At 71.0% G+C, this 23,571-nt stretch carries 19 protein-coding genes and 1 pseudogene; 10 read left to right on the plus strand and 10 right to left on the minus strand.

Translation table 11 applies throughout. The annotated features are described in order from the left end of the window. Positions 1-41: 41 nt before the first annotated feature. The 6 genes from xylA to SROS_RS01685 all read left to right on the plus strand — a co-directional run bounded on the left by xylA (position 42) and on the right by SROS_RS01685 (position 6,538). Positions 42-1,193 carry a xylose isomerase gene (xylA, locus tag SROS_RS01660; protein ID WP_012887131.1) on the plus strand — a complete coding sequence of 384 codons (1,152 nt, stop codon included), beginning with the start codon at positions 42-44 and terminating at the stop codon, positions 1,191-1,193. Further along, positions 1,190-2,566 (plus strand): xylulokinase, encoded by a 1,377-nt coding sequence (gene xylB, locus SROS_RS01665; protein ID WP_012887132.1) that lies wholly within the window; start codon positions 1,190-1,192, stop codon positions 2,564-2,566. The genes xylA and xylB overlap by 4 nt, the downstream gene beginning before the upstream one ends. 112 nt (positions 2,567-2,678) lie before the next feature. After that, the gene (locus tag SROS_RS01670; RefSeq protein ID WP_012887133.1) at positions 2,679-3,329 is read left to right on the plus strand and encodes a DUF998 domain-containing protein; all 651 of its coding nucleotides are present in this window, start codon (positions 2,679-2,681) and stop codon (positions 3,327-3,329) included. 143 nt (positions 3,330-3,472) lie between these two features. Then, a complete protein-coding gene (locus tag SROS_RS01675) occupies positions 3,473-5,680 on the plus strand; it encodes a sensor histidine kinase (RefSeq protein ID WP_012887134.1) in 2,208 nt (735 codons plus the stop codon). 100 nt (positions 5,681-5,780) lie between these two features. After that, positions 5,781-6,170: a roadblock/LC7 domain-containing protein gene (locus tag SROS_RS01680; protein ID WP_012887135.1), complete on the plus strand. Its 390-nt coding sequence runs from the start codon at positions 5,781-5,783 to the stop codon at positions 6,168-6,170. Next, positions 6,167-6,538, plus strand: a complete 372-nt coding sequence (locus SROS_RS01685) for a DUF742 domain-containing protein (RefSeq protein WP_012887136.1) — start codon at positions 6,167-6,169, stop codon at positions 6,536-6,538. Before SROS_RS01680 ends, SROS_RS01685 begins: the two co-directional genes overlap by 4 nt. Positions 6,539-6,610: 72 nt before the next feature. Here SROS_RS01685 and SROS_RS01690 read toward each other — a convergent pair whose 3' ends face one another. The 5 genes and pseudogenes from SROS_RS01690 to SROS_RS54330 form a co-directional block, all read right to left on the minus strand. After that, positions 6,611-7,186 carry a GTP-binding protein gene (locus SROS_RS01690; protein WP_012887137.1) on the minus strand — a complete coding sequence of 192 codons (576 nt, stop codon included), beginning with the start codon at positions 7,184-7,186 and terminating at the stop codon, positions 6,611-6,613. Then, positions 7,167-7,514: a DUF742 domain-containing protein gene (locus SROS_RS01695; RefSeq protein ID WP_012887138.1), complete on the minus strand. Its 348-nt coding sequence runs from the start codon at positions 7,512-7,514 to the stop codon at positions 7,167-7,169. Before SROS_RS01695 ends, SROS_RS01690 begins: the two co-directional genes overlap by 20 nt. A gap of 64 nt (positions 7,515-7,578) precedes the next feature. After that, positions 7,579-7,986: a roadblock/LC7 domain-containing protein gene (locus tag SROS_RS01700; RefSeq protein ID WP_012887139.1), complete on the minus strand. Its 408-nt coding sequence runs from the start codon at positions 7,984-7,986 to the stop codon at positions 7,579-7,581. After that, complete coding sequence (locus tag SROS_RS52610) at positions 7,986-9,551, minus strand: sensor histidine kinase (protein WP_052316845.1); 1,566 nt, start codon at positions 9,549-9,551, stop codon at positions 7,986-7,988. The genes SROS_RS01700 and SROS_RS52610 overlap by 1 nt, the downstream gene beginning before the upstream one ends. A 151-nt stretch (positions 9,552-9,702) precedes the next feature. Beyond that, positions 9,703-10,416, minus strand: a pseudogene (locus tag SROS_RS54330) (nitrate- and nitrite sensing domain-containing protein); the annotation flags it as partial. A gap of 118 nt (positions 10,417-10,534) precedes the next feature. Between SROS_RS54330 and SROS_RS01710 the strand changes: the two are divergent. Both SROS_RS01710 and SROS_RS01715 read left to right on the plus strand, forming a co-directional pair. Further along, positions 10,535-11,356 (plus strand): SDR family NAD(P)-dependent oxidoreductase, encoded by an 822-nt coding sequence (locus SROS_RS01710; RefSeq protein WP_012887140.1) that lies wholly within the window; start codon positions 10,535-10,537, stop codon positions 11,354-11,356. Between the two features lie 243 nt (positions 11,357-11,599). Next, positions 11,600-12,646 (plus strand): acyltransferase family protein, encoded by a 1,047-nt coding sequence (locus tag SROS_RS01715; protein ID WP_012887141.1) that lies wholly within the window; start codon positions 11,600-11,602, stop codon positions 12,644-12,646. Between the two features lie 38 nt (positions 12,647-12,684). Here the strand turns inward: SROS_RS01715 and SROS_RS01720 are convergent, their stop codons facing one another. Continuing rightward, the gene (locus SROS_RS01720; protein WP_169369224.1) at positions 12,685-14,667 is read right to left on the minus strand and encodes an NAD(P)-binding protein; all 1,983 of its coding nucleotides are present in this window, start codon (positions 14,665-14,667) and stop codon (positions 12,685-12,687) included. Positions 14,668-15,155: 488 nt separating this feature from the next. Here SROS_RS01720 and SROS_RS01725 point away from each other — a divergent pair, with 488 nt between their 5' ends. Together SROS_RS01725 and SROS_RS01730 are read left to right on the plus strand one after the other, a co-directional pair. After that, the gene (locus SROS_RS01725; RefSeq protein WP_012887143.1) at positions 15,156-15,356 is read left to right on the plus strand and encodes a hypothetical protein; all 201 of its coding nucleotides are present in this window, start codon (positions 15,156-15,158) and stop codon (positions 15,354-15,356) included. A gap of 41 nt (positions 15,357-15,397) precedes the next feature. Further along, positions 15,398-16,897, plus strand: a complete 1,500-nt coding sequence (locus SROS_RS01730; protein ID WP_012887144.1) for a flotillin family protein — start codon at positions 15,398-15,400, stop codon at positions 16,895-16,897. Positions 16,898-17,133: 236 nt separating this feature from the next. Here SROS_RS01730 and SROS_RS01735 read toward each other — a convergent pair whose 3' ends face one another. From SROS_RS01735 to SROS_RS01750, 4 genes are all read right to left on the minus strand, one after another. Then, entirely contained in the window at positions 17,134-18,819 is a 1,686-nt protein-coding gene (locus SROS_RS01735) for a DEAD/DEAH box helicase (RefSeq protein ID WP_012887145.1), read from the minus strand. 549 nt (positions 18,820-19,368) lie between these two features. Beyond that, positions 19,369-19,998 (minus strand): cysteine hydrolase family protein, encoded by a 630-nt coding sequence (locus tag SROS_RS01740; protein WP_012887147.1) that lies wholly within the window; start codon positions 19,996-19,998, stop codon positions 19,369-19,371. Positions 19,999-20,232: 234 nt separating this feature from the next. Beyond that, a complete protein-coding gene (locus SROS_RS01745; RefSeq protein ID WP_245564541.1) occupies positions 20,233-21,234 on the minus strand; it encodes an alcohol dehydrogenase catalytic domain-containing protein in 1,002 nt (333 codons plus the stop codon). A 254-nt stretch (positions 21,235-21,488) separates the two neighbouring features. Continuing rightward, on the minus strand, positions 21,489-23,546 hold the full coding sequence (locus SROS_RS01750; RefSeq protein WP_012887150.1) for a glycosyltransferase family protein: 2,058 nt from the start codon (positions 23,544-23,546) through the stop codon (positions 21,489-21,491). Between the last annotated feature and the right edge of the window lie 25 nt (positions 23,547-23,571).

Below are 23,571 nucleotides of genomic sequence, written 5' to 3' on the forward strand. Positions count from 1 at the left end.
CATATTAAGTCCATAAAGTGGATTAAATCGGAGGATCATCCATGAGCGACTACACGCCCAAGCCTGAGGACCGCTTCACCTTCGGGCTGTGGACCGTCGGCTGGCAGGCCCGTGACCAGTTCGGAGACGCGAGCCGTGCCCCGCTCGACCCGGTGGAGAGCGTCCACCGCCTCGCCGAGCTCGGCGCGTACGGCGTCACCTTCCACGACGACGACCTGCTGGCCGTCGAGCCGGACCGGGACAAGGCCGTCGAGCGTTTCAAGAAGGCCCTGGCCGAGACCGGCCTCAAGGTCCCCATGGCCACCACGAACCTGTTCACCCACCCCGTCTTCAAGGACGGCGGGTTCACCAGCAACGACCGCGACGTGCGCCGCTACGCCCTGCGCAAGGTGATGCGCAACGTCGACCTGGCAGCCGAGCTCGGCGCGACCACCTACGTCTGCTGGGGCGGCCGCGAGGGCGCCGAGTCAGGGGCCGCCAAGGACATCAGGGCCGCGCTCAGCCGTTACAAGGAGGGCATGGACCTGCTGACCTCCTACGTGATCGACCGGGGCTACGACATCAGGTTCGCCATCGAGCCCAAGCCGAACGAGCCGCGCGGCGACATCCTGCTCCCGACCGTCGGCCACGCGCTCGCCTTCATCAACGAGCTGGAGCACTCCGAGCGGGTCGGCCTCAACCCGGAGGTCGGCCACGAGGAGATGGCCGGGCTCAACTTCGCGCACGGCATCGCGCAGGCGCTCTGGCACGGCAAGCTCTTCCACATCGACCTCAACGGCCAGCACGGCCCCCGGTTCGACCAGGACCTCGTCTTCGGCCACGGCGACGTGAAGAACTCCTTCTTCCTGGTGGACCTGCTGGAGAACGGCGGCTACGACGGCCCCCGGCACTTCGACTACAAGCCGCTGCGCACCGAGGACGCCGAGGACGTCTGGGTCTCGGCCGCGGCCAACATGCGCACCTACCTGATCCTCAAGGAGAAGGTGAAGGCCTTCCACGCCGACCCCGAGGTCGTCGAGGCGCGCGCCGCCAGCAGGGTCGCCGAGCTGTCCGAGCCCACGCTGGCCCCCGGTGAGACGCTTGAGGACCTGCACCGCGACGACTTCGACGTCGACCGGGCCGCCGCGCGAGGCTTCCACTTCTCCCGGCTGAACCAGCTCGCCCTGGAGCACCTCCTCGGAGTCCGGGGATGACCCTCGTGGCCGGGGTCGACTCGTCGACCCAGAGCTGCAAGGTGGTGATCAGGGACGCGGAGACGGGCGCCCTGGTGAGGCAGGGGCGCGCGGCCCACCCGGACGGGACCGAGGTCGACCCGGCCGCCTGGTGGACGGCGCTCCAGGAGGCGATCGCGCGGGCGGGCGGCCTGGACGGCGTCGCGGCCATGAGCGTCGGCGCCCAGCAGCACGGCATGGTCTGCCTGGACGAGTCCGGCGCCGTCGTGCGGGACGCGCTGCTGTGGAACGACACCCGCTCCGCCGGGGCCGCCCGGGACCTGGTCGAAGAGCTGGGCGGCCCGCTGAAGTGGGCCGAGGCGGTCGGCAGCGTGCCGGTCGCGTCGTTCACGGTGACCAAGCTCCGCTGGCTGGCCGAGCACGAGCCCGGCAGTGCCCGCCGTACGGCTCGGGTGTGCCTGCCGCACGACTGGCTCACGTGGCGCCTGGGCGGGGAGTTCGTCACGGACCGGGGCGACGCCTCCGGGACCGGATACTGGTCGCCCGCGACCGGCTCCTACCGGACCGACATCCTGGCGGCGGCCTTCGGCGCCGTCCCCGGGCTGCCCCAGGTGCTGGGCCCCCGCGACCAGGCGGGCGAGCTGAGCGTCCCCGGCGGCCGGGGACCGGTCCGGCTCGCGCCCGGGACCGGGGACAACATGGCCGCGGCCCTCGGTGTCGGGGCACTGCCGGGAGACGTGGTCGTGTCGCTCGGGACGTCGGGGACGGCGTTCGCGGTCGCCGACGTCCCGAGCGCCGACCCCAGTGGCGCCGTGGCCGGGTTCGCGGACGCCACCGGGCGGTTCCTGCCGCTGGTGTGCACGCTCAACGCGGCCCGGGTGCTCGACGCCGCCGCCCGGCTGCTCGGGGTCGACCTCGACAGGCTCGGGCGGCTCGCCCTCGACGCCCCTGCGGGGGCGGGCGGGCTGGTCTGCGTGCCCTACCTGGAGGGGGAGCGGACCCCGAACCTCCCCGACGCCACGGGCTCGCTGCACGGCCTGACCCTGGGCACTTCGACCCCCGCCCACCTGGCCAGGGCGGCGGTGGAGGGCATGCTCTGCCACATGGCCGACGCGTTCGACGCCCTGGGACTGGACCCGGCCCGGGTGCTGCTCATCGGGGGCGGCGCCCGGTCGGAGGCCGTACGGCGGATCGCCCCGGCGGTCTTCGGGCGGCCCGTGGTCGTGCCCGAACCGGGGGAGTACGTCGCCGACGGCGCGGCGAGGCAGGCCGCCTGGCTGCTCGGCGGCGGCGCCGAACCCCCGGTCTGGGAGACGGGCGGGACCGAGCGCTTCGAGGCCGACGCCACGCCGGACGTGAGGGCCCGCTACGCCGAGGCCCGCGACGGGCGCTGACGGCTCTTCCCCGGCTCTTCCCCCGCCGGCGCGCCGTCTCAGGGGTGGATCAGGGTCGGGTCAGGGGTGCCGCCGGATGTGTGGAGGGGGCGCCACAGGACAGTCTTGGCGCATGCTCGCGTTGAAGAGGCTCTACCCGCTGGTCGCCTGCGCCGGGATCGTGATCGCCGCCGTGGCCACGGTCATCGGTCAGATCGATCCGGATCCTTACCTGGACCCGCTCAATCTGACGATCAGCGAGTACGCCGCCCTGGACCGCGGGGGAGCGACCGAGTTCGCCATGGCCACCCTGGGGGTCGCCTCCTTCGCGCTGGTCGCGGGGCTGCGGGCGGCCATGGCGCCGATCGGCGCGGCGGCGGAGCGGCTGATGCTGGCATGGAGCGCGGCGCTGGTCGTCATCGCGATCGTGCCGACCACCGCCCCGGGGCTGGCGATGGATCTGACCGCCCAGGTGCACCGCTACGTGTCGATCGCCGCGTTCGTCGCCATGCCCGTGGCCGGCGCGCTGATGGTGGCGCGGCTGCGGGAGGACGAGCGGTGGCGGGCGGTGGCCAGGCCGGTGGAGTGGCTGGCGCTGGCCGGCGGGTTCGGGCTGCTGGCGATCACCTACGTGGCGCTCCCCGGCGACCGGGTGCTGATCGGCCTCGTGGAGCGGGTCCTGCTGGGCGCCGAGGTCGCCCTGATCGGGGTGCTGGCCGTACGGCTGGCGCAGTTGACCTGGGTGCGGAGCGCAGCCCGTGCCTCACGCGCTGCTCTTGGCTGACTTGTCAGTTCTCATGACTGTTCATGACAGGTCACAAATAGGATACGAATACTGCTACCAGTCAGTGCTATCCTCGTCGGCGATCTAGAGATCGTCCGGAGGTCTCCCGCCCCGGCGCTCCGAGACCGAACCGCAGAGGTGACATGGCATCGAGCAGGTCCATCCGGTTCAAGATCTCGGTGCTGGTGGCCATCCCGCTGACCTCGCTGGTCGCCCTCTGGGGCTTCGCCGCGACCGTCACCGTCGGCGACTCGATGAGCCTGCTCACCGTCGCCACGATGTACGACTCCTTCGGCGGTCCGGGTGACGACCTGAGCAACGCCCTGCAGCGCGAGCATCTGCTGTCCTCCGAGTATCTGGCCGGCCGCTCGGAGGCCGACCGCGCCACCCTCGCCGGGCAGCGCACCGTGACCGACCAGGCCCGTGCCCGCTTCCGCCGGGCCACCGTCGCCGATCCGGCCCAGTCGGCCATGACCCCGGAGATGCGGGTCCGCTTCGACGAGCTGATGGCCCGCGTGAACGCGCTCGACACGCTCCGGTCCAAGATCGACAACAACCGGATCGCGCCGGTCACGCTCGCCAACGAGTTCGCCCTGGTGCCCGACGCCCTGCACCGGCTCTTCAACAGCATGAGCCTCAACAACGACCTGCCGCTCTACCGGCAGTCACGCGGCCTCACCGTGATCATCTACGCCAAGGACTTCCTCAGCCGCGAGCGGGCGCTCGCGGCCGGGTCGCTGGCGCTCGGCCGCCGGATGACATCGAGCGAGCTGCGCCTGTTCACCCAGCTCTCCACCAAGCGGATCTTCCTCATGGAGCAGGGGCTGCCGGAGCTGGAGCAGGGGCTGCGCAAGCCCTTCACCGACCTGGCCGCCTCCCGGCTGTACTCCAGGTTCACCGACCTCGAAGAGCGCCTGCTGTCCGGCGCCACCGTGTCGCCCACCGACTGGCGGGCCGCCACCGACGATCTGGAGGCCGCCTACCAGCGGTCCGTGACGGCGACCGGCATCGCCCTCTACGACCGGGCGACGCCGTCGGCCGTGGAGACCTTCGCCAGGGCCGGGATCGCCGGCGTGCTCGGGCTCGTCGCGGTCGTCGCGTCGCTGCTGGTCTCCTACCGGGTGGGCCGCGGGCTCACCCGGGAGCTCGCCGACCTGAGGCAGGCCGCCACGGATCTCGCGGAGACACGGCTGCCCCGGGTCATGGGGAAGCTGCGCCGGGGCGAGAAGGTGGACGTGGAGGCCGAGGCGCCCCCGCTGGAACCGCTGGGCAGCACGGCCGAGATCCACGACGTCGCCGCCGCCTTCGACAGCGTCCAGCACCGCGCCGTGGACTCCGCGGTCGAGCAGGCCAGGCTGCGCGAGGCGGTCGCCCAGTCCTTCCGCAACCTCGCCCGGCGGAGCCAGTCCCTGCTGCAGCGCCAGCTCAAGCTGCTCGACGGGATGCAGAAGCAGGCCGAGGACCCCGATGCGCTGGAGAACCTGTTCCGGCTCGACCACCTCACCACCCGCATGCGCCGCCACGCCGAGGGCCTGGTGATCCTCTCCGGCGGCGCCGCCGGCCGCAAGTGGCGCTCGTCGGTCCTGATGGAGGACGTGCTGCGCGGTGCCGCCGCCCAGGTCGAGGACTACGCCCGGGTGCGGATCTACCCGATGCCCGGCACCACCCTGGTCGGCAGCGCGGTGGCGGACATGATGCACCTGTTCGCCGAGATCATCGAGAACGCCACCGTCTTCTCCCCGCCCGGAGGCGAGGTGTCGATCCGGGGCGAGCTCGTGGGCCGTGGTTTCACGATCGAGATCGAGGACAGGGGACTCGGCCTGACCGCGGAGAAGCGTGCCGCGATCAACGAGCGCCTGGCCAGCCCGCCGGAGTTCGACCCGGCCGAGACCGATCGGCTGGGTTTCGCGGTGGTCGGCCTGCTGGCCGCGCGCTACGGGGTCGGTGTGACGCTGCGGACCTCGCCGTACGGCGGGACCGGGGTGGTCATCCTGCTGCCGGAGTCGCTGCTGGGCGATCCGGAGCCGGTCGATCCGGAGCCGGTGCTGCGGGAGATCACCACGTCTGTCGAGCCGGTGCTGCGGGAGATCGCCAAGCCCGTCGAGCCGGTGGTCCCGGTCCCGGCGGACCTGTGGAAGACGCCGCTGCGGCGCGGCAACGGCGGGCTGCCCCGCCGGGTGCGCCAGGCGAACATCTCGCCGCAGCTGCGGCAGGAGTCCGCCCCGGTGGCCGAGGCGGAGGAGCGATCACCGGAGGAGGCGCGGGCGTTGCTGAACTCGTTCCAAGCGGGGTGGAGGCGCGGACGGTCGGCCGGCGAGGACAGCGACGACGACAGCGGTATGGAGCGGTGAACAGGGCCCGGGAACGGGGACGCGGCCGCCAAGCCGGGACCGCGCGACCGACGAGGGCCCACAACGAGCGTGACCATCAGAGGGGAAGGGGTTTTACCACGTGCCGGGCGAGCTTTATTGGCTTCTGGATGACTTCGTCACGAGTGTGGCGGATGTCTCGCACGCGTTGATCCTGTCCAACGACGGGCTGATGGTGGCCTCGTCCCGAGGGCTGAGCAAGGAGGACGCCGATCACCTGTCGGCCGTCGCCTCCGGGTTCCAGAGTCTGGCCAAGGGGACCAGCCTGCAGTTCGGAGGCGGAGCCGTACGCCAGACGATGGTGGAGATGGACTCCGCGTTCCTCTTCGTCACCTCCGCCGGTCAGGGGAGCTGCCTGTCGGTCATGACCACCGGCGCCGCCGACGTGGGCCTGATCGCCTACGAGATGGCCCGCCTGGTCACCCGCGTGGGCCAGCACCTCGCCACCGGTCCCCGGGTGGCCGGCCAATGAGCGACGACGTCGAGTGGGTCGACGAGGAGGCGGGTCCGGTCGTCCGTCCCTACGCGCTCACGGGCGGGCGGACCTCGACGTCCTCCGCCGCGTTCGACCTGTTGTCGATGGTGGTGGCGACCGGGTCGGCGGTCTCCGCCAGTTCGCACCTGGGCTCGGAGCACCGGCGGCTGCTGGGCCTGATGAGGCGGACCCGGCCGATCGTGGAGATCGCCTCGGACGTCGGCCTGCCGATCGGGGTGATCAGGGTGCTGCTCGGGGACCTGCTGGACCAGGGCCTGATCCTGGTGCGCTCGCCGCTCCCGGCGGCCACGTCGCCCGCGGAGAGCCTGCTGAAGGAAGTGATCAGCGGCCTCCGGGCGCTGTGACTCCCGGAGGCCGGTGGAGAGAGGACGACTGGCCGGCGGTCCGCGGCGAAGATCGCGGACTGCCGGGTCCGGTCAGTGCTGGCTTGCCGTCAGCACCTTGAGGGAGTGCTCCACGAGCGTCACCAGCACGTTCTTGGCCGAGGCGCGGCGCCGTACGTCGCACAGCAGCACCGGCACGTCCGGGTCCAGGTCGAGGGCGACCCGCACGTCCTCGGCCTCGTAGCGGTCGGCGCCGTCGAAGCAGTTGACCGCCACGATGAACGGCGTCCCGCGCTGCTCGAAGTAGTCGATCGAGGGGAAGCAGTCGGTCAGCCGCCGGGTGTCGGCCAGCACGACCGCGCCCAGCGCGCCGTAGGACAGCTCGTCCCACATGAACCAGAACCGCTCCTGCCCGGGAGTGCCGAACAGGTACACGACCAGGCCCTCCCGGATCGTGATGCGGCCGAAGTCCATCGCGACGGTGGTGGTGGTCTTGCCCTCCACGCCCTCGACATCGTCGATGCCGATGCCGCGGTCGGAGAGCACCTCCTCGGTGCGGAGCGGACGGATCTCGCTGATCGCGCCGACGAGCGTGGTCTTGCCCACCCCGAAGCCACCCGCGATGAGAATCTTGAGCGCGACGGGTTCGTCAGAGGGCCCGAAGTCCATTGATCACTTCCTTGAGAATGCGCTCGCTCGCCGAAGCGCGCCCGATCGAGATGAGCTGGTGATCCTGCAGGTCGCCGAGGAGGACGCGGACCACGCCCAACGGCAGGTCGAGCTCCGAGGCCACGTCGGCCACCGATGTCGCGGTGGTGACCAGAGAGAGGATGCGCTCCTGTTCCGGCCCCGGCACGAACCCGCCGGACGCGACGGCACCGGTCGCGGTGACCATCGCGATCAGGTCCAGCGCGTCACCGGAGGAGCGGGTGCGGCCGCCGATGAGCGCGTAGGGCCGGACTATCGGCCCCGCCTCCTCGTCCATCCACTGCGTCATCCGATCCCCGCGCCTTCGGCTGGGAGGACGGACGGCGTGTGTACTCCGTGTGCGCACGCCTCCCTCACGAGAGGCCTTGGCGCGGAAGGGTGGAGATGTGCTGGCCGACCCGTTTGACCAGCATCGCCATCTCATAGGCGATGTGGCCGACATCGGCGTCGGAGCTGCTCAGCACGGCCAGGCAGGTTCCCTGCCCGGCGGCCGTGACGAACAGGAACGCCGACTCCATCTCCACGATGGTCTGACGGACCTCGCCGCCGCCGAAGTGGCGTCCGGCTCCGCGCGCCAGGCTCTGGAACCCGGCCGCGACCGCGGACAGGTGCTCGGCGTCCTCCCGGCTGAGGCCCTTGGAGAAGCCCACGGCGAGCCCGTCGGTGGACAGGATCACCGCCTGGCGTACCGCGCCCACCCTGGTGGTCAGGTCGTCGAGGAGCCAGTTCAGCTCGCCGGTGTTAGTCACTTTTCCGGTCATTAGTCCCCCTTATCGCCTGTCGTCTGGTGTGCGAAGTCATTCCCGTGCTCCTCGCGTCCGCGCCGCGCGCCCGCCTGGAAGGCGGAGAACAGCGCGCGGACCTCGTCCGGTGAGCGCTCGGCGCGCTCGGGGGGCTCAGGGGGCTCTTGCGCCCGCTCCGGCTCGACAGGCGCCGGAGGCTCCTGGCGGAGCTGCGGGGCCAGGTTGGCCTGCCGTACCCGGCGGGGCAGGCTTCCCGGCCCGGTGGTCTCGCGAGCGGCCTCGTGGGCCGCTTCCCCGGCAGGGCCGCCGGTCGCCTCGCGGACGGGCCCGCCGGCGGTCCCGCGGTCCGGCAGATCGGTCACCACGGCGAGGGTCGGGGCGGCGAGAGGAGACGCGGCGGGCCGCACGGCAGGGGGGACCGTCCGCGTCCGGCGGGGCAGGCCCGATTCGGCGCGGTCGGGTTCGGCGCGGACGGGCTCGGGGCGGGCGGGGTTCAGCGCGGCGGGCGCCGCGGGCTGGAAGAACTCCGCGGACCGTTCGGGGAGCCGCTCGGCGGTGAGGGTGAGCGGCGAGGCGGTGTCGGCGAGCACCGTGCGGGGGATGAGCACGATGGCCGTGGTGCCGCCGAACGGCGAGCCGCGCAGGAGGACCTGGATGCCGTGCCGGGCGGCGAGCTGGCCCACCACGAACAGGCCGAGCCGGTCGCTGTCGGCCAGGTCGAACTCCGGCGGGCTGGCCAGCCGTTCGTTGATCGCCGCGTACTCCATGGCGCTCAGGCCCAGGCCCCGGTCCTCCACCTCGATGGCGAATCCGTTGGCCACGACGTCACCGCGCACGGTCACCGTGGTCTGCGGCGGCGAGTAGATCGTGGCGTTCTCGATGAGCTCGGCGATCAGGTGGGTGATGTCGGCGACGGCCGTCCCGTCGAGCGAGGCGTCCGGCATCGGCGGCACGTTGACCCGGGTGTAGTCCTCCACCTCGGCGATCGCGGCCCTGACGATGTCGACGATGGCCACCGGCCTGCGCCAGGCCCGGCCGGGCGCGGCGCCGGACAGGATGATCAGGCCCTCCGCGTGCCGCCGCATGCGGGTGGTCAGGTGGTCCAGCCGGAACAGGTCCTCAAGGCTGTCGGGGTCGCTCGCCCGGCGCTGCATGCTGTCCAGCAGGGTGAGCTGGCGGTGGAGCAGGCTCTGCTTGCGCCGGGCCAGGTTCACGAAGACCTGGCTGACGCCGCGGCGCAGGTTGGCCTGGCCGACGGCGGCCTCGACGGCGGTGTGCTGCACCGAGCCGAACGCGTGGGCCACGTCGCGGACCTCGATCGAGCCCTTCGCGACGATCGGCGGAGCCTCGGCCCGCACGTCCACCTCCTCGCCGCGCCGCAGCCGCTCCACGACGCGCGGGAGCCGTACGTCCGCCAGGTCCAGCGCCGCCGAGCGGAGCCCGGCCAGCTCGGCGGCCAGGCGGCGGCCGAAGCGGACCGAGATGATGATCGAGGCGACCACCGCGAGCAGGCCGATCCCGCCGGCGACCGCGATCCGGGCCATGATGCCGATGGCCACCGACTGGGTCCGGTCGGCCAGCATGTTGGAGGAGGCGATGTTGATCTGGTCGAGCCAGGTCGCGACCCCGTTCGTGGTCGCCTTCCAGCCGGTCGCCTCGGGGGGGGAGGGCGTCCCCCGTGGCCTCCGCGATGGCCTTCTCCAGCGCGACGAACTTCTCGAAGGCCGTGGAGTCGAAGGTGTCCCGGTAGGGGCCGCCCAGCTCGGCGTCCAGGGCGGACACTCCGCGGGCGTGCAGGAAGCGCCGGGTGGAGGCGTACTCGCCGAAGGCGGTGCGCTCCTCCTGGGTCATCCGGCGGTCGATCAGGGCCCCGCTGATCAGCGCGTTCTCCCGGGCGATCATCTCGCGGGCGTTGCCCATCGACTGCATGGCCGCGGCCTGCTGGAAGATCGACAGGTCGGGGACCGCGGCGAGCTGGTCGTAGAGCAGGAAGACCGAGTCCAGGATCCGGTTGTAGTTCGACAGCACCTCCAGCCGGGCGTTCTGGCCGCTGTCGATGCCGGCGCGGATGGCCGGGAGCCGGTCGAGCTGGTGGAGCAGCGACTCCAGTGCCGAGCTCAGCTCCGGACCGTGGGAGTCGTCGGCGAGGGCGGCATCGCGGAACTTCTCGACCGATCGGTCGGTACGGCCGCGCTGCTCGCCGATCCCGCTGGTGAGAACCCGGGAGGTGATCGCCACCGAGGACTGCGCACGCTCGGCCTGGAGCTGGAGCCCTAGATCGGTGGAGGAGACGCCGATGGTCTGGTAGACGCTGTTCGCCTGGAGCAGGGCGGCTCCGTCGCCGACCGTCAGGTTGAGGACGAAACCCCACAGCGCGCTCAGTGAGAGCAGGGGTAAGAGCAGCAGCAAGAAGATCTTGAACCGAATTGACCGGTTTCCAGAGCCCATGCCCACTCGTCCCAACTTCTGAGTGTGTGGAGGCTCGCGCTGCTTTGGGATTGATACGCCTCCGGAAGATCGCACAGGAGACTAGCACCGATAAGGTCTTTGCGCAGTGGAGGATCTGATGATTAGTGTGATTACCGGGGCCAGTGCCGGAATTGGCGCGGCCGCCGCGGTGGAACTCGCAGGGCGTGGGCAGCAGGTTGTCCTGGTCGGCCGCGACCCCGCCAAGACAGCCCGGACGGCCGACCGGGTGAAGGCCGTGTCGGGAACGCTCCCGGATACGTTCACCTGCGACTACACCTCGCTCGAAGACGTGCGCCGGCTGGGCGCGGAGCTGCTCTCCCGCTACGCGCGGATCGACGTTCTGATCAACAACGCGGGCGTCATGACCACCGACCGGACGCTCACGCGCGACGGTCACGAGACGATGATCCAGGTGAACCATCTGGCGCCCTTTCTCCTGACCGGCCTGCTGCTGGAGCGGGTGACCGGCCGGGTGATCACCACCTCGTCCCGCGCGGGCAAGACCGGGCGCCTGGATCCGGCCGACCTGAACCGGGACCGGCGGCGGTGGAGCGGCTGGCTGCAGTACGGCGACTCCAAGCAGGCCAACGCGCTGTTCACGGTGGAGCTGGCCCGGCGGCTCTCCGGGACGGGCGTGACCGCCACCTGCTTCCACCCGGGCGTGATCAAGACGGAGTTCGCCGCCAGGACGTTCATGATGTGGATGGTGAAGAACGTCCCCGGCATGGGCCAGACCGCCGAGCAGGGCGCGCGCACCATGGTCCACCTCGCCACCCACCCGGACGGCGCCGCCCACCCGGGCCGCTACTTCGCCGGCAGCGCCCCCGCGGCCGCCCCCAAGGGGATGACCGACCCCGCGCTGGCCCGGTCGCTCTGGGACGCCAGCGCCGCGGCCGTCGCCGTCCCCGTCGGGGCCTAGCGCCGCTCACGACGGGCCGGGGCGGCGCCGGCGGATCAGGGCGCGGCCCGTGGTGCCCCGGAGCCGCTCGGGGGCACCGGGGCGCTTCCCGGGCCCCTGCCTCCTCGGCGGCAGCGGTCCGCGGTCCAGCCGCGCCACCCGGTCGCGGCCCGCGAGACGGCGGTTCGCCGGGCGGGGAAGTTCCCCCGGCGGTCATCGGCGGTTCGCCGGGCGTTGGGCGGGGCCCGTTAGCGTCCCGGGCCTGTGAGTGTCGCAACCCCGCTCCGGGTGTCCTTCCGCCCCCCGGCCGACAGGGACCCCTACTTCGACAACGCCAAGTTCCTGGCCATCACCCTGGTGGTCTCCGGGCACCTGGTCGAGGACCTGCGGGACGTGCCCGTCGCGCACGCGGCCTACTTCTACGTCTACCTGTTCCACATGCCGCTGTTCATCGTGCTCAGCGGCTACCTGTCGCGGAACTTCACCTTCTCCTCGGGGAAGGCGCGCAAGCTGATCGGCACGCTCGCCGTGCCGTACGTGATCTTCGAACTGGTCTACGCGCTGCCCCGCCTGGTCCTGTACGGCAAGCTGGACGTCAGCCTGCTCGACCCGTACTACCTGACCTGGTTCCTGATGTCGCTGTTCCTGTGGCGGCTGTCCACCCCGGTCTGGCAGCAGCTCAGGTGGCCGCTGGTGATCGCCGTCGCGCTGTCGCTGCTGTCGGGGATGAGCAGGCTGCCCGACGAGCTGTCGATGAACCGCACGCTCGGGCTGCTGCCGTTCTACGTGCTCGGGCTCATGCTCCGGCCGGAGCACTTCGCGTGGCTCAGGAGGCGACGGGTCCGGATCGCCGGGGCGGTCACGCTGGCCGCCGGGGCGGTCGTGGCGCTGGCCGTGCACACCGGGGTCAGGACCGAGTGGATCCGCTGGCGGCACGCCAACGACGCGATCGGGGTGGACGACCTCACCGGCAGCCTGATCCGGCTGGCCATGCTGGCCGCGGGAGCGCTGCTGGTCGCCGCGTTCCTGGCGGTCACGCCGTCCCGGCGGACCTGGTACTCGGGGCTGGGCATGGCGACCATGTACGCCTACCTTCTCCACGGCCTGGTGGTGAAGGTCGCCGAGCGGTTCTACGGGGACTGGGCCGCGACCCCGGTGGGCGTGGCCGCCGTGGCCGCCTCCGGGGTCGGGCTCGCCGCGCTGCTGTGCACCGAGCCGGTGCGGACAGTGACCCGCTGGGCGGTCGAGCCCAGGATGAGCTGGGCCTTCACCCGGCTGAGGAGGCCCGGCCGAGCAGATCCGCAGGCGTGACCCGCGCTCTCCGGCGAGGCGACGTCCTCCCCGCCCTCTTACGCCTGGAGCTCCCCGACCGCGCGGTAGGCGGCGGTGATCGCCGCGTCGGCGTAGGCGGCCGGCACCGAGTCGGAGTTGGCGATCGCGATCCGGCCGGCCCGCCGGCGGGCCACGGTCGCGGGGAACGGCCCGTGGGGGTAGAAGTCGAGGTTCCACGGAGTGGCGTACTCGGGCGCGTAGCCGTGGCCCCACCGGTTGACCGTGATCGCCTGGATGTCGCGGGCCGGGTCGAATCCGCTCGGGCCGAGGAGCCGGGTGAGCTGGTCGCGGATGCTGTACTCCAGGTACTCGTAGGGCGTCTTGATCAGCTCGTGACGCCCGGCGACCGAACCGCTGGCGGGTGACATGCCCGGCAGCGCGGGAGTGGAGATCATGTGCACGTTGATCGGCTGGTCCGGGGTCTTCGGGCGCAGATACTCCCCGATGCTCACCGGGTAGTCAAGCTCGGCCCCGCACCAGTAGGCGCCGGTGAAGCGGGTACGGCTGATGCCCGCCCGCTTCCAGGCCTCCCAGCCGCGGAGCTGGACCATCGCGTACAGCAGCGGCACCTTGACCGCCTTGCTCAGCGCGTCCTTCTGGTCGGCAGGAAGCTCGCCGACCAGGTAGGGGATCACCATGTTCCAGCAGGCCATGATCACGTTGGCCGCCCGGACGGTCCTGACCCTATCCCCGTCGAAGTAGCCGACCGTGGCGGTGGTGGCCGTGGCGGGGTCGCCGTCGTTGGCGGCCGAGACCACCGGGCAGGACAGGCGGATCCGGATCTGGTTGCGCGGCAGGTCGAGCCTGCCGTAGTCGAACGTCGCGGTGCTGATCTCCTCCATCTCGGTGGACGTGGCGAAGCCCGGGATCATCCGGCCGATCATCATCCGGACGATCGCCTGGTTGCCCTCGGGGAAGTGGTAGACGTACGGGTCGTCCGCGCCCCACCCCTTGATCATGCTCGGCGAGTTGTACTCGGACGGCGTGGCGCGGTCGAGCTCCAGCCCCTGGAATCCGGGGTAGTCGTGCTCGCCGGCGCTGCCCCAGGCGTCGATCGCGCCGAAGGCGTCGGAGCCGTAGCCCCACTCGTCGTTCGGCATGGTCTGGACGTACCGCAGCACGTCAGGGTGGACCTTGCAGACGTCCCTGAGGAACTCCGCGTAGGTCAGCCCGGCCAGGCGTTCCTTCTTCAGGCCGTCGGACAGGCCGGGGAACCAGTCCGGCGGATGCCCGTAGAGCATGAGCAGGTCCTCCCTGGCCTGCTCGGCGACGGGCAGTTCGGCGATCCACTCCGGGGCCTTCCTGCCCGGGGTGAAGACGACGAGCTTCTCCCGGGGGAAGGTCTCCCGGTCGCAGAAGACGCTGCCGTACATCCTCATGCCGGTGTAGAGCGTCTGATCGAAGTACTCCTCGAACCTGCGGACCCTCACCCCGATCTTGTCGAGCAGGTCCTTCCCCTCGGGGGTCCACGCCGAGGGGGCGTCGATCGACTGCGATCCGCCGTACCCGATCAGCGGCCCCTTGCGGCCCGCCGGGTGGAACTCGTTGCGCCGGGCGTGCCCGCCGACCTCGTCGTGGTTGTCCAGGATCAGGATCCGCGCGTCCGGGGCGCGCTCCAGCCAGCGGTGGGCCGCGGCGACGCCGCTGATGCCCGCGCCGACCACGACCAGGTCGTAGTGCTCGCCGGTGGGTTCGGGCGCCCCCGCGTGGTCCCAGAACCGGCCGTCGCGGAGGGCGTGGGGCACGCTCAGCGCGTTCGAGGTGTTGCCCTGCATCCCCGTGAGGACCGGTGGATAGTTGGTCTCGGACGGGACCTTCAGGTTCTTCGTGCCGATGGTGTTCGGCCGGCCCGCGCCGGGGCCGGCGCACCCCGCCAGCGAGCCCAGCGCCGCGACCCCCGCCACCGTGGCCACGCCGTCGAAGAAGTCACGGCGGGAGATGGGCCGGTCCATGCCCAGTTCGCGGGCCTTGCGCGGAGTGATCTCCTGGGGATCGGTCATGGGGCGATCATCACGATCAGGAGGAAAGCCCATAGTCGCCACGCGCGGTTTCCGGCAACTTTTTGCCCGCCGTATTGGAACGCTATTCGCGATATCCACCGAATGGGCGGCATGGCGTGCGGGCCGGGAACGCGCCGTGCGGAAGGGGGAAACGGGCGCGGTTCGTAATCGTTTTAATGGCTTCCGGGGAAATGCCCGCCCCGCGGCTCCGGAACGCGTCCCGGTCCGCTCCGGAACGCGCTTCCGCCCGCACGGACACGGTGCCGGGGAGGCGGAGGGCGGGACGGAGGCGTGGGCCGGATGGATCGCCGTCCGGCGCAGGAACGTTATGTCGATAGCACTCGTTGTCGGTAAGAAGATGAAGCAGGCGGATTTGCGCTGACGGTCCGGTAACGCCTATCCAACGCCATAGCGGGTGGTGAAGCTGGACATATCAGAGTAGCGTCCGTATTCGGGGTTTCGGTTAATCACGGGACGAGGAGTATCGCGTGGTCGGTAAGCAGGGCAGGGTGACCGGCAAGATCGGCCCCGGCCTGGTCGGGGAGGTGATGGTGGCGGTCCGAGGGGGCGTCGAGGCGTTCTACGCGCACGCCACGCTCCCCGATGAGGAGATCCCCGCCGGCTCGATCGTCGTCGTGGTCGACTACTTCCCGCCGCGCACGGTCTACGTCGCCCGCGCGCTCGCCTGACTCTTCTCCTCTCCTCCTCTCCCTCCACCGCGGAGACTGCGATGCCTACGGAGTACTTCCTCATCGGGGGCGCCGTCCTTGTCGCCCTTCTCGTCCTCATCATGCTGTTCAAGGCCGTCTGGCGGGTCGCCGAGCCCAACGAGGCGCTGATCATCTCCGGGCTCGGCGCCCGAGGGAAGAGCGAGCTCGCCGACAGCCTCGGATTCAAGATCATCACCGGTAAGGGCACCTCCGTGCTCCCCGGCTTCCAGACCGCCCGCCGTCTGCGCCTGGACAGCCGCGCGGCCAACCTCCAGGTCTCCTGCGTCACCCAGCAGGGCATCCCGGTGGTCGTGAAGGGCGTGGTCATCTACAAGGTCGGCGACGACCTGCACTCCATCGCCAACGCCGCCCGCCGCTTCCTCGACCAGCAGGACTCGATGAACGGCGCCATCCACGAGCTGTTCACCGGCCACCTGCGCTCGATCATCGGCAACCTGACCGTCGAGGACCTCATCCTCAACCGCGAACGGCTGACCGGTGAGACCCGCGCCTCGGCCGCCGATGAGATGATCAAGCTCGGCCTGATCGTCGACTCCCTGCAGATCCAGGAGATCGAGGACGAGACCGGCTACATCACCAACCTCGGCAAGCCGCACGCCGCCAGGATCGCCGCCTCGGCCCGCATCGCCGAGGCGCAGCGCGACCAGGAGGCCACCGAGGCCGAGCAGATCGCCGCGGCGAACAAGGCCTCCGCCTGGCGCGACGCCCAGATCAAGCAGGCCGCCTACCAGGCCGAGATCGACGAGGCGCAGGCCCGGTCCCGCCAGGCCGGTCCGCTGTCGGAGGCCTCGGCACGCCAGGAGGTCGTGGTCCAGGAGACCCGCGCCGCCGAGCTGGAGGCGGCGCTGGCCGAGCAGCGGCTCCAGGCCCAGGTCCGCAAGCCCGCCGACGCGAGGGCGTATGAGACCGTGACGCTCTCCCAGGCCGAGCGCGACGCCCGCATCGCCCAGGCCGAGGCCGAGGCCCGCGAGACCGAGCTCCGCGCCGCCGCCCAGGCCTCCCAGGTCAAGCAGGCCGCCGCGGCCGAGGCGGAGTCCGTACGGCTGCGCGGTCTCGCCGCGGCGGAGGCCACCAAGGCCACCGGTCTCGGCGAGGCGGAGGCGGCCAAGGCGCGCGGTCTGGCCGCCGCCGAGGCCGCGCAGGCCCAGGGCCTGGCCGAGGCCGAGGCGGCCAGGGCGAAGGGCCTGGCGGAGGCGGAGTCGATCAGGGCCCGCGCGCAGGCCCTGGCCGAGAACCAGGAGGCGGTCATCGCCCAGCAGCTCGCCGAGAACTGGCCCCAGATCGTCGAATCCGGGGCGAAGGCCTTCGGCAACGTCGACCACATGGTCGTCCTCAACGGCGCCCAAGGCATCGAGGAGATGCTCGCCAAGGCGCTCACCCTCGGCGGCACCGGCCTCGGACTGGCCCGCTCCCTCCTGAACGGCGCCACCCCCAACGGCGCCACCTCCAACGGCACCGGTCCCGAGACCAACGGCAAGGCCGTCGACCCGGCGCCCTGAGGACGGAGCGCGTCCGACCACCGAGGGCGGGAAGCATCCGACCACCAAGGATGGCGTGCGTCCGGCCGCCGAGGACGGGGAGCCTCCGACCACCAAGGATGGCGTGCGTCCGGCCGCCGAGGACGGGAAGCCTCCGGCGATCCGGACGCCGGAGGGTGGCTGACGGGAGGTGCGCGGCGGCGGGATCCGCCGCCGTGCGCCGGTCGCGATGTCCGGGCGACCGCCGGCCGGCGCCGCTACCGCGCGTTGTAGCGTTCCCGGCGGACCGTGGCCTTCTTCCCCTTGATGGTGCTTCCCCGCAGGACCGCGATCACCTCGTCGGCCGCGGCGTCCGGGACCTCCACGAGCGAGAAGCGGTCGGCGATCTCGATCGCCCCGATATCGCGCCCGGTGAGGCGCGACTCGCCGGCTATCGCGCCGACCAGGTCCTGCGGCCGGATCCCGGAGCTGCGCCCGGCGCCGACGAACAGGCGCGTCATCCCGCTCCCGCCCGCCGCCGGGCGTCCACGCCGCTCCTGGCGGCCGGCGGGCTCGCGACGGCCGCGCTCCTCCCGCTCGGTCCTCAGCGCGACCTCGGGGATCTCCTGCTCGTCGTCCGCCGCCCCGCTGGCCTCGTGCGCCAGCTTCACCGCGGCGAGCGCCACCTCCATGATGTCGAACTCGTCGGTGAGCGTCTCGACCACGACGCGGAAGCGCTCCAGGTCGTCCTCCAGGAGGCTTTCGTGGAGCGCGGCGCGCGTCAGCTCCAGCCGCCGGGCGCGCAGGTCGGCGATCGTCGGCACCTTCTCGATCGGGATCCGGCGTTTGGTCACCCGCTCGATGGTCTTGAGCATCCGGTGCTCCCGAGGCTCCGCCAGGGTGATGGCCACGCCCTCGCGGCCCGCCCGGCCGACCCGGCCGATCCGGTGCACGTAGGACTCCGGCGCGGAGGGGACGTCGTAGTTGACCACGTGGGTGAGCTGCTCGATGTCGAGCCCCCGGGCGGCGACGTCGGTCGCGACGAGCAGATCCGCCGTCCCGGTCCGCAGCCGCCCCATCACGCGGTCGCGCTGCTCCTGGCCCATGCCGCCGTGCAGCGCCTCGGCGCGGTAACCGCGTCCGTTCAGGGTCTCGGTGAGCTGGTCGACCTCGTCGCGCGTGCGGCAGAAGACGATCGCGGCGGTGGGGGCCTCCACGTCCAGCACCCGCCCGAGCGCCGCGGGCTTGTGCGCCCGCGGGACCACGTACGCGGTCTGCCGCACCAGCGGGGCCTCGCCCGGGGCCGTCGTCTCACGGCCCATCTCGATCCGGACCGGGTCGTTCAGATGGCGGCGGGCTATCCCGTTGATGCGCGGCGGCATCGTCGCCGAGAAGAGCACCGTCTGGCGGTTCTCGGGAGTCTCCTGCAGGATCGCCTCGATGTCCTCGGCGAATCCCATGTCGAGCATCTCGTCCGCCTCGTCCAGGACGACCATTTCGAGGTCGTCCAGGCGGAGCGTCCCGCGGCCGATGTGGTCGAGCGCGCGACCGGGCGTCGCGACCACGATGTCGACGCCCTGCTGGAGCGCCCGCAACTGCCGGCCGATCGGCTGCCCGCCGTAGATCGGCAGGACGCGCGCGCCCAGTTCGCGGCCGTAGTGGTGGAACGCCTCCGAGACCTGGACGGCCAGCTCGCGCGTGGGCACGAGCACGAGCGCCATCGGCTCCCCGCCCCCGCCGTCCCGGGTCATCCGCTGGAGCACCGGCAGCGCGAACGCGGCCGTCTTGCCCGTCCCCGTCGCGGCCTGTCCGAGGAGGTCGCGCCCTTCGAGCAGAGGGGGGATCGCCTCGCGCTGGATCGGCGTGGGCTCCTCGTAGCCGAGACCGGAGAGGGCGTGCAGGAGCTCGGGCCGCAGCGTCAGGTCGGCGAAGCTGCTCGTGTCGTCGGTCGTGTTCAGCGTCATGGTCGGGCTCCTCGTTCTGGGGCGGACGTGTACGGGACTCACGCTGACCACACGTTCCGTCCCTGCTGCGTGTCCCATCCTCGCGGCGGACCCGGGCCGCCGGTTCCGCCGGCCCAGTATGGTGCACCTGTTCAGCGTGGCGGCCGTGGTGAACGGCCTCCCGTACGTGTGCGGATGGGGCAGCCGACCGACCCTACCGGCGAGGGGCCGGTCGACGTCGACCGGGCGGCGTCGGGCAGGCCAAGGTGCGTATTTCATGACATGCCCCGGTATGGGCTAAATGAACAGCTTCCTACCGGTAGGCCGCCGCGGAGCGGCCGGGGACGTCAACGCCTTCCGGCCGCGCGAGCAGCGACGATACGATGGTAATGATCACATTAAGATGGATCTGTCATGCACACACCAGCCGCGGGCAGGCTCCCTACGGGGAAGGCGAGGTGGCCGGTGTTCAGCGGAGCAACCCGGCGGTCGAGGCGGGCGCCCGGGTGCTGGAGATGGTGCGCACTGCGGCCACGGAGGCCGCTCCATTGGGCAGTCGCCCGGTCAGGATCATGACCGCGCTTCCTCGAACGCGGTGACGAGCTCTCCCGTGGCGACGATGGCATGGGCGTAGGTGGGGCCGTTCAGCTCATGTGCGGCGTTCATCATCTCGGGGAGAAAGGCAGCGGTGGCGTCGCGGACCAGCGTCACGTGGTAGCCGAGCTCCATGGCGAAACGACCGGTGGACTCGATGCAGGTGTTCGCCAGCACGCCGACGACCACCGCGTGGGTGATGCCGTGCTGCTTGAGCTGGAAGTCCAGGTCGGTGTTGGCGAACCCGCTCTGCGCCCAGTGCTCATGGACGACGACGTCGCCCGCCTGCGGCTGGAAGTCGGGGTGGAATTCCCCGCCCCAGGAGCCCCGGGCGAAGGTGTGCCGCTCTTTGATGTTCCGCTGGGTCGGGTTCGGGTGGGCCCAGGTCTCGTAGTCGCCCGGCTCCCAGCGGCGGTGCGGGACGAACACCACTTGGATGCCGGCCTCGCGGGCGGAGGTGACCACGGAACGCAGGTTGTCCAGCAGGCCGACCTTCTTCGCTACGGGCTCGAGCCGCGGCCAGAGCTTGCCGCCCTCGGAGATGAAGTCGTTGTAGGGATCGACCAGCAGAACCGCCGTGCGGCGGGGGTCGTAGGTCTCGGCCACGGTTTCTCCTCAGATCTGGATGATGGACGGCGGTGCTTGAAGCGGCGTCACGACGACCTCGGCGCCCTCAGCCTCGAAGAGGCCGTCGACAGTCGCCGCGAAAGACCGCACGCCGCGCTTCATGCTCGCCCCACGGGTGCGCGCCGACGACTCCATGCGGCCGCTCGTCCCGTACCCGCCTGTCCGCGGTGTGGCTCCCACGGAAAGGGCCGGACGTCCCTTCCCGCGAGGTATTCAGTTACCGGTGGTGAGGACCATGCGGAAGCGGGCCTGGCCGGAGATCATCTTCTGGAACGCCGCATCGGCTTCCTCCAGCGGAACCTCCTCGGTCCACGACCGGACGCCGCTCTGGGCGGCGAACCTCATGGTGTTCTGGGTGTCGACCGCGATGCCGGAAGCGTGCCCGTACACCCGCTTGGCCCCGCTCACGAGCTGCAGGGGCGTGATGTCCATCGGCTCCATGGCGACGCCGACGATGATGAGCTCGCCGTGGCGCCCCAACCCGTCGACCGTCGCGGACATCGCCGCGGCGTCGGTCACCGTCGCCAACACCACCTTGGCTCCCCCGTGGGCCTGCAGCGCGTCGGCCGTCTTCTCGGTGGCGCTGTCGATATAGTGAGACGCGCCGAGCTTGTGAGCCAGCGACGCCTTTTCGGGACCGCGGGCCATCGCGACGGTATTGAAGCCCATCTTCGCGGCGAACTGAACGCCCAGGTGCCCCAGGCCGCCCAGACCGAGAACCGCAACGGTGTCGCCTGGACGCGCGGAGCTGCGGCGCAGCGCGTTGTACACGGTCACGCCGGCGCAGGCCAGGGGCGCGGCCTCCGCCGCCGTCAGCTCGTCCGGGACCGAGGCCAGGGCGACGGCCGGCACCACGACGGAGTCAGCGAACCCTCCGGCGTACGCGACTCCCGGCACCTGAAGCTCGGGGCAGAGGACGCCGTCGCCTTCCCTGCAGGCGTCGCAGTGGCCGCAACTACCTCCGTACCAGCCGACCGCCACCCGATCACCGACTGACCAGCCGGTGACGTTGCCGCCGATCGCGTCGATGCGTCCCGCGATCTCGTGCCCTGTCGTGACGGGAAAGGTGGTGCCCGGGATGTGTCCGCCGGTGATCAACGCGTCGGAGTGGCACACCCCACACGCCTCGACGGTGACCCGTACCTGGCCCGGGGCCGGCTCCTGGGTATCCACCCGAACCAGAGACAGGTCCCCGCCAGGCTCGGCGACCTGCATGGCACGGTGCATAGCAGAAGAAGACATATCGTCTCCTTTTCTTCTTCCGGGAAGCAGCGGCCTTACAGAGAGGCCTTCACCAGTTCGCCTTTCCCGGTTCCATCTCGTTTATCCACTGTCCGTCGGACCCTTGAAGGGTCCATGGCTGCCTTCGACCGCTGGTCAGAGCATGTGCGCGTCCTCGTCGCCATCGATGGCCCCGACCGGGCCGCCCCCTCTCACCTGAAGGTGCGTTCTTCCGGGACGTCGCCGGCTCAGATCATCACGTGGGCGTCGGGGTGACCGACGAAGGAGAACTGGGCGCCCCGGGTGAGCTTGTGGTCGTCGGGCTGCCAGGTGTGCATCGAGGGGTCGCCGCTGCGCCAGTAGACGAAGTTGAACCGGTCGGCGGAGTAGATCTTGACGCGGTCCTCCTTCAGCCTCCGGACCAGGCGGGTGTCCTCGCCGCGGGTGACGTCCTCGAAGCCGTAGTGGCGGAACATGTCGGCCTTGCCGAGGAAGGTGCCGCCCTGGACCAGCCAGCTGTAGCGGTGCTCCAGGCCGGGCATGCGGAGCATCGTGGTGTTGCGGCCCTCGAAGTAGGCGTAGTGGGCGCCCTTGCCGACGAGTTCGGCGTCGGAGTAGTCGAAGGCGCGGACCAGGTCGGACAGGTAGTGCTCGCCGTAGAGGTTGTCGTCGTCCATCTTGGCGATCAGGTCGCCCTCGGCCGCGGCGATGCCCAGGTTCATGCAGGCGCCCAGGGACAGCGACGGGTCGGCGGGCAGCACCACGACGTCGGAGATCCCGGCCATGCGGGCCTTGTCGGCGACCACGACCGGGTCGATGTCCAGGCCGTGCAGGACCATCACGAGCTGGAGCGGCCTGTGGATCTGCTTGGCCACCGAGGCGATGGCGTGTTCGAGCTGCGAGGCGCGGTTGGTGGGCAGCACCACCGAGACGGACCTCGACCGCTGCTCGACGGGCCTGCCGAGGAACCCGAGGATCTGGTCGACGCGGTGCGTGAACAGGTGCTTGTCGAAGACCTCGCGCATGGCCAGGTGGCCCTGGCGGGCGCGGAGCTCGGGGCTGTTGATCAGGTGCAGGACCTGGTTGTAGGACTCCAGCTCGTCGTGGGCGATCGGGATCAGCGGGCCGAAGGTCTCCTGGACGGCCCGTGACCAGCCGGAGACGACCGAGGTCGAGCAGGCCGACAGCTCGAAGACCCGGCGGGCGCACATGGTCGGCGAGTCGAGCACCGAGTTCACGTTCAGGAAGACCTTGTACATCTTGTACGCGGCCAGCATCTGGTCGTAGGGGAGTTCGCCCACGATGTGCGGGACGTACTCCTCGGGCCAGGCGTACTTCTCGTCGACCGTGCCGTTGCGGGCGAAGATGTGCAGGCCGAGCTCGCGGATCGGGGCGAGGACGGTCTCCATCTGCTCGCGGCGCTCGGGGTGCTTGTCCCGGAAGTACATGCCCGCGAAGACCACGTCGTGCAGCCGGCCGCGCCGCTCCTGGATCGGGTTGTGCACCCGCGGCTGGGCGGCGAACTGCAGGACGTCGATCCGGTCGTGGCCCAGCGCCTCCCGGTAGCGGGGCACCATGTCGCCGTCGCAGGTGAAGACGTAGTCGAACAGCTTGGCCGTGTCGATGAAGAAGTCGAAGTTCGGCGGGTCCTCCTTGTTCCAGAAGACCGTCGGGATCCCCTCTTCGCGGCACCAGTCGATCAGGGCGCGCAGCTCCGGCTTGGGGGCGTTGGAGCCGGTCATCTGGTAGCGCCAGCGGCCCTGGTTGCCGTGCCAGGCCGACTCCACGAACAGCAGCTCGGGCCGCCGCTCGGCGAAGATCTCCGGCCAGTCGCGGAGCCCGAACTCGATCTGGTCCCACTCGTACTTGAACGCCATCCGGGAGAAGTCGTCCAGGATGACCGCGACCTTCAGGTCCGGCCGGTTGATCGGCCCGGCCGGCCACTTGACCTGTGGCACGTCCACGGCGGGCCCCCGCTGGTCCAGCTCCTCGATCACCTCGGCCACCGGCCGGGGCGCCTCGGGCCCCTTGCGGGGCCGCAGCGCCATGCGCAGCTTGCCCGGCAGCCGCACGACCCCCGACCCCTTGGCGCCCGTGATGGCCTCGGCCACCCGGTAGGGCCGCTGGACCTTGGTGGACTCCAGCTTCCACTGCGCGTAGTCGGCGCGGGCCTCGGCGATGGCCAGCCGCCGCTCCAGGTCCCGGACGCGCTCCTCGAAGCGCTCGATGACCTTGCGCTCCTCGGGCAGCCAGTTGATCGGCCCGAGCCGCTGGTACTTCGGCTCTTCGGGGGTCTGCTCACTCATGGGGGAACTCATGGGTATCGCCTTA

Source organism: Streptosporangium roseum DSM 43021 (assembly GCF_000024865.1).
Taxonomy (GTDB): Bacteria; Actinomycetota; Actinomycetes; order Streptosporangiales; family Streptosporangiaceae; genus Streptosporangium; species Streptosporangium roseum.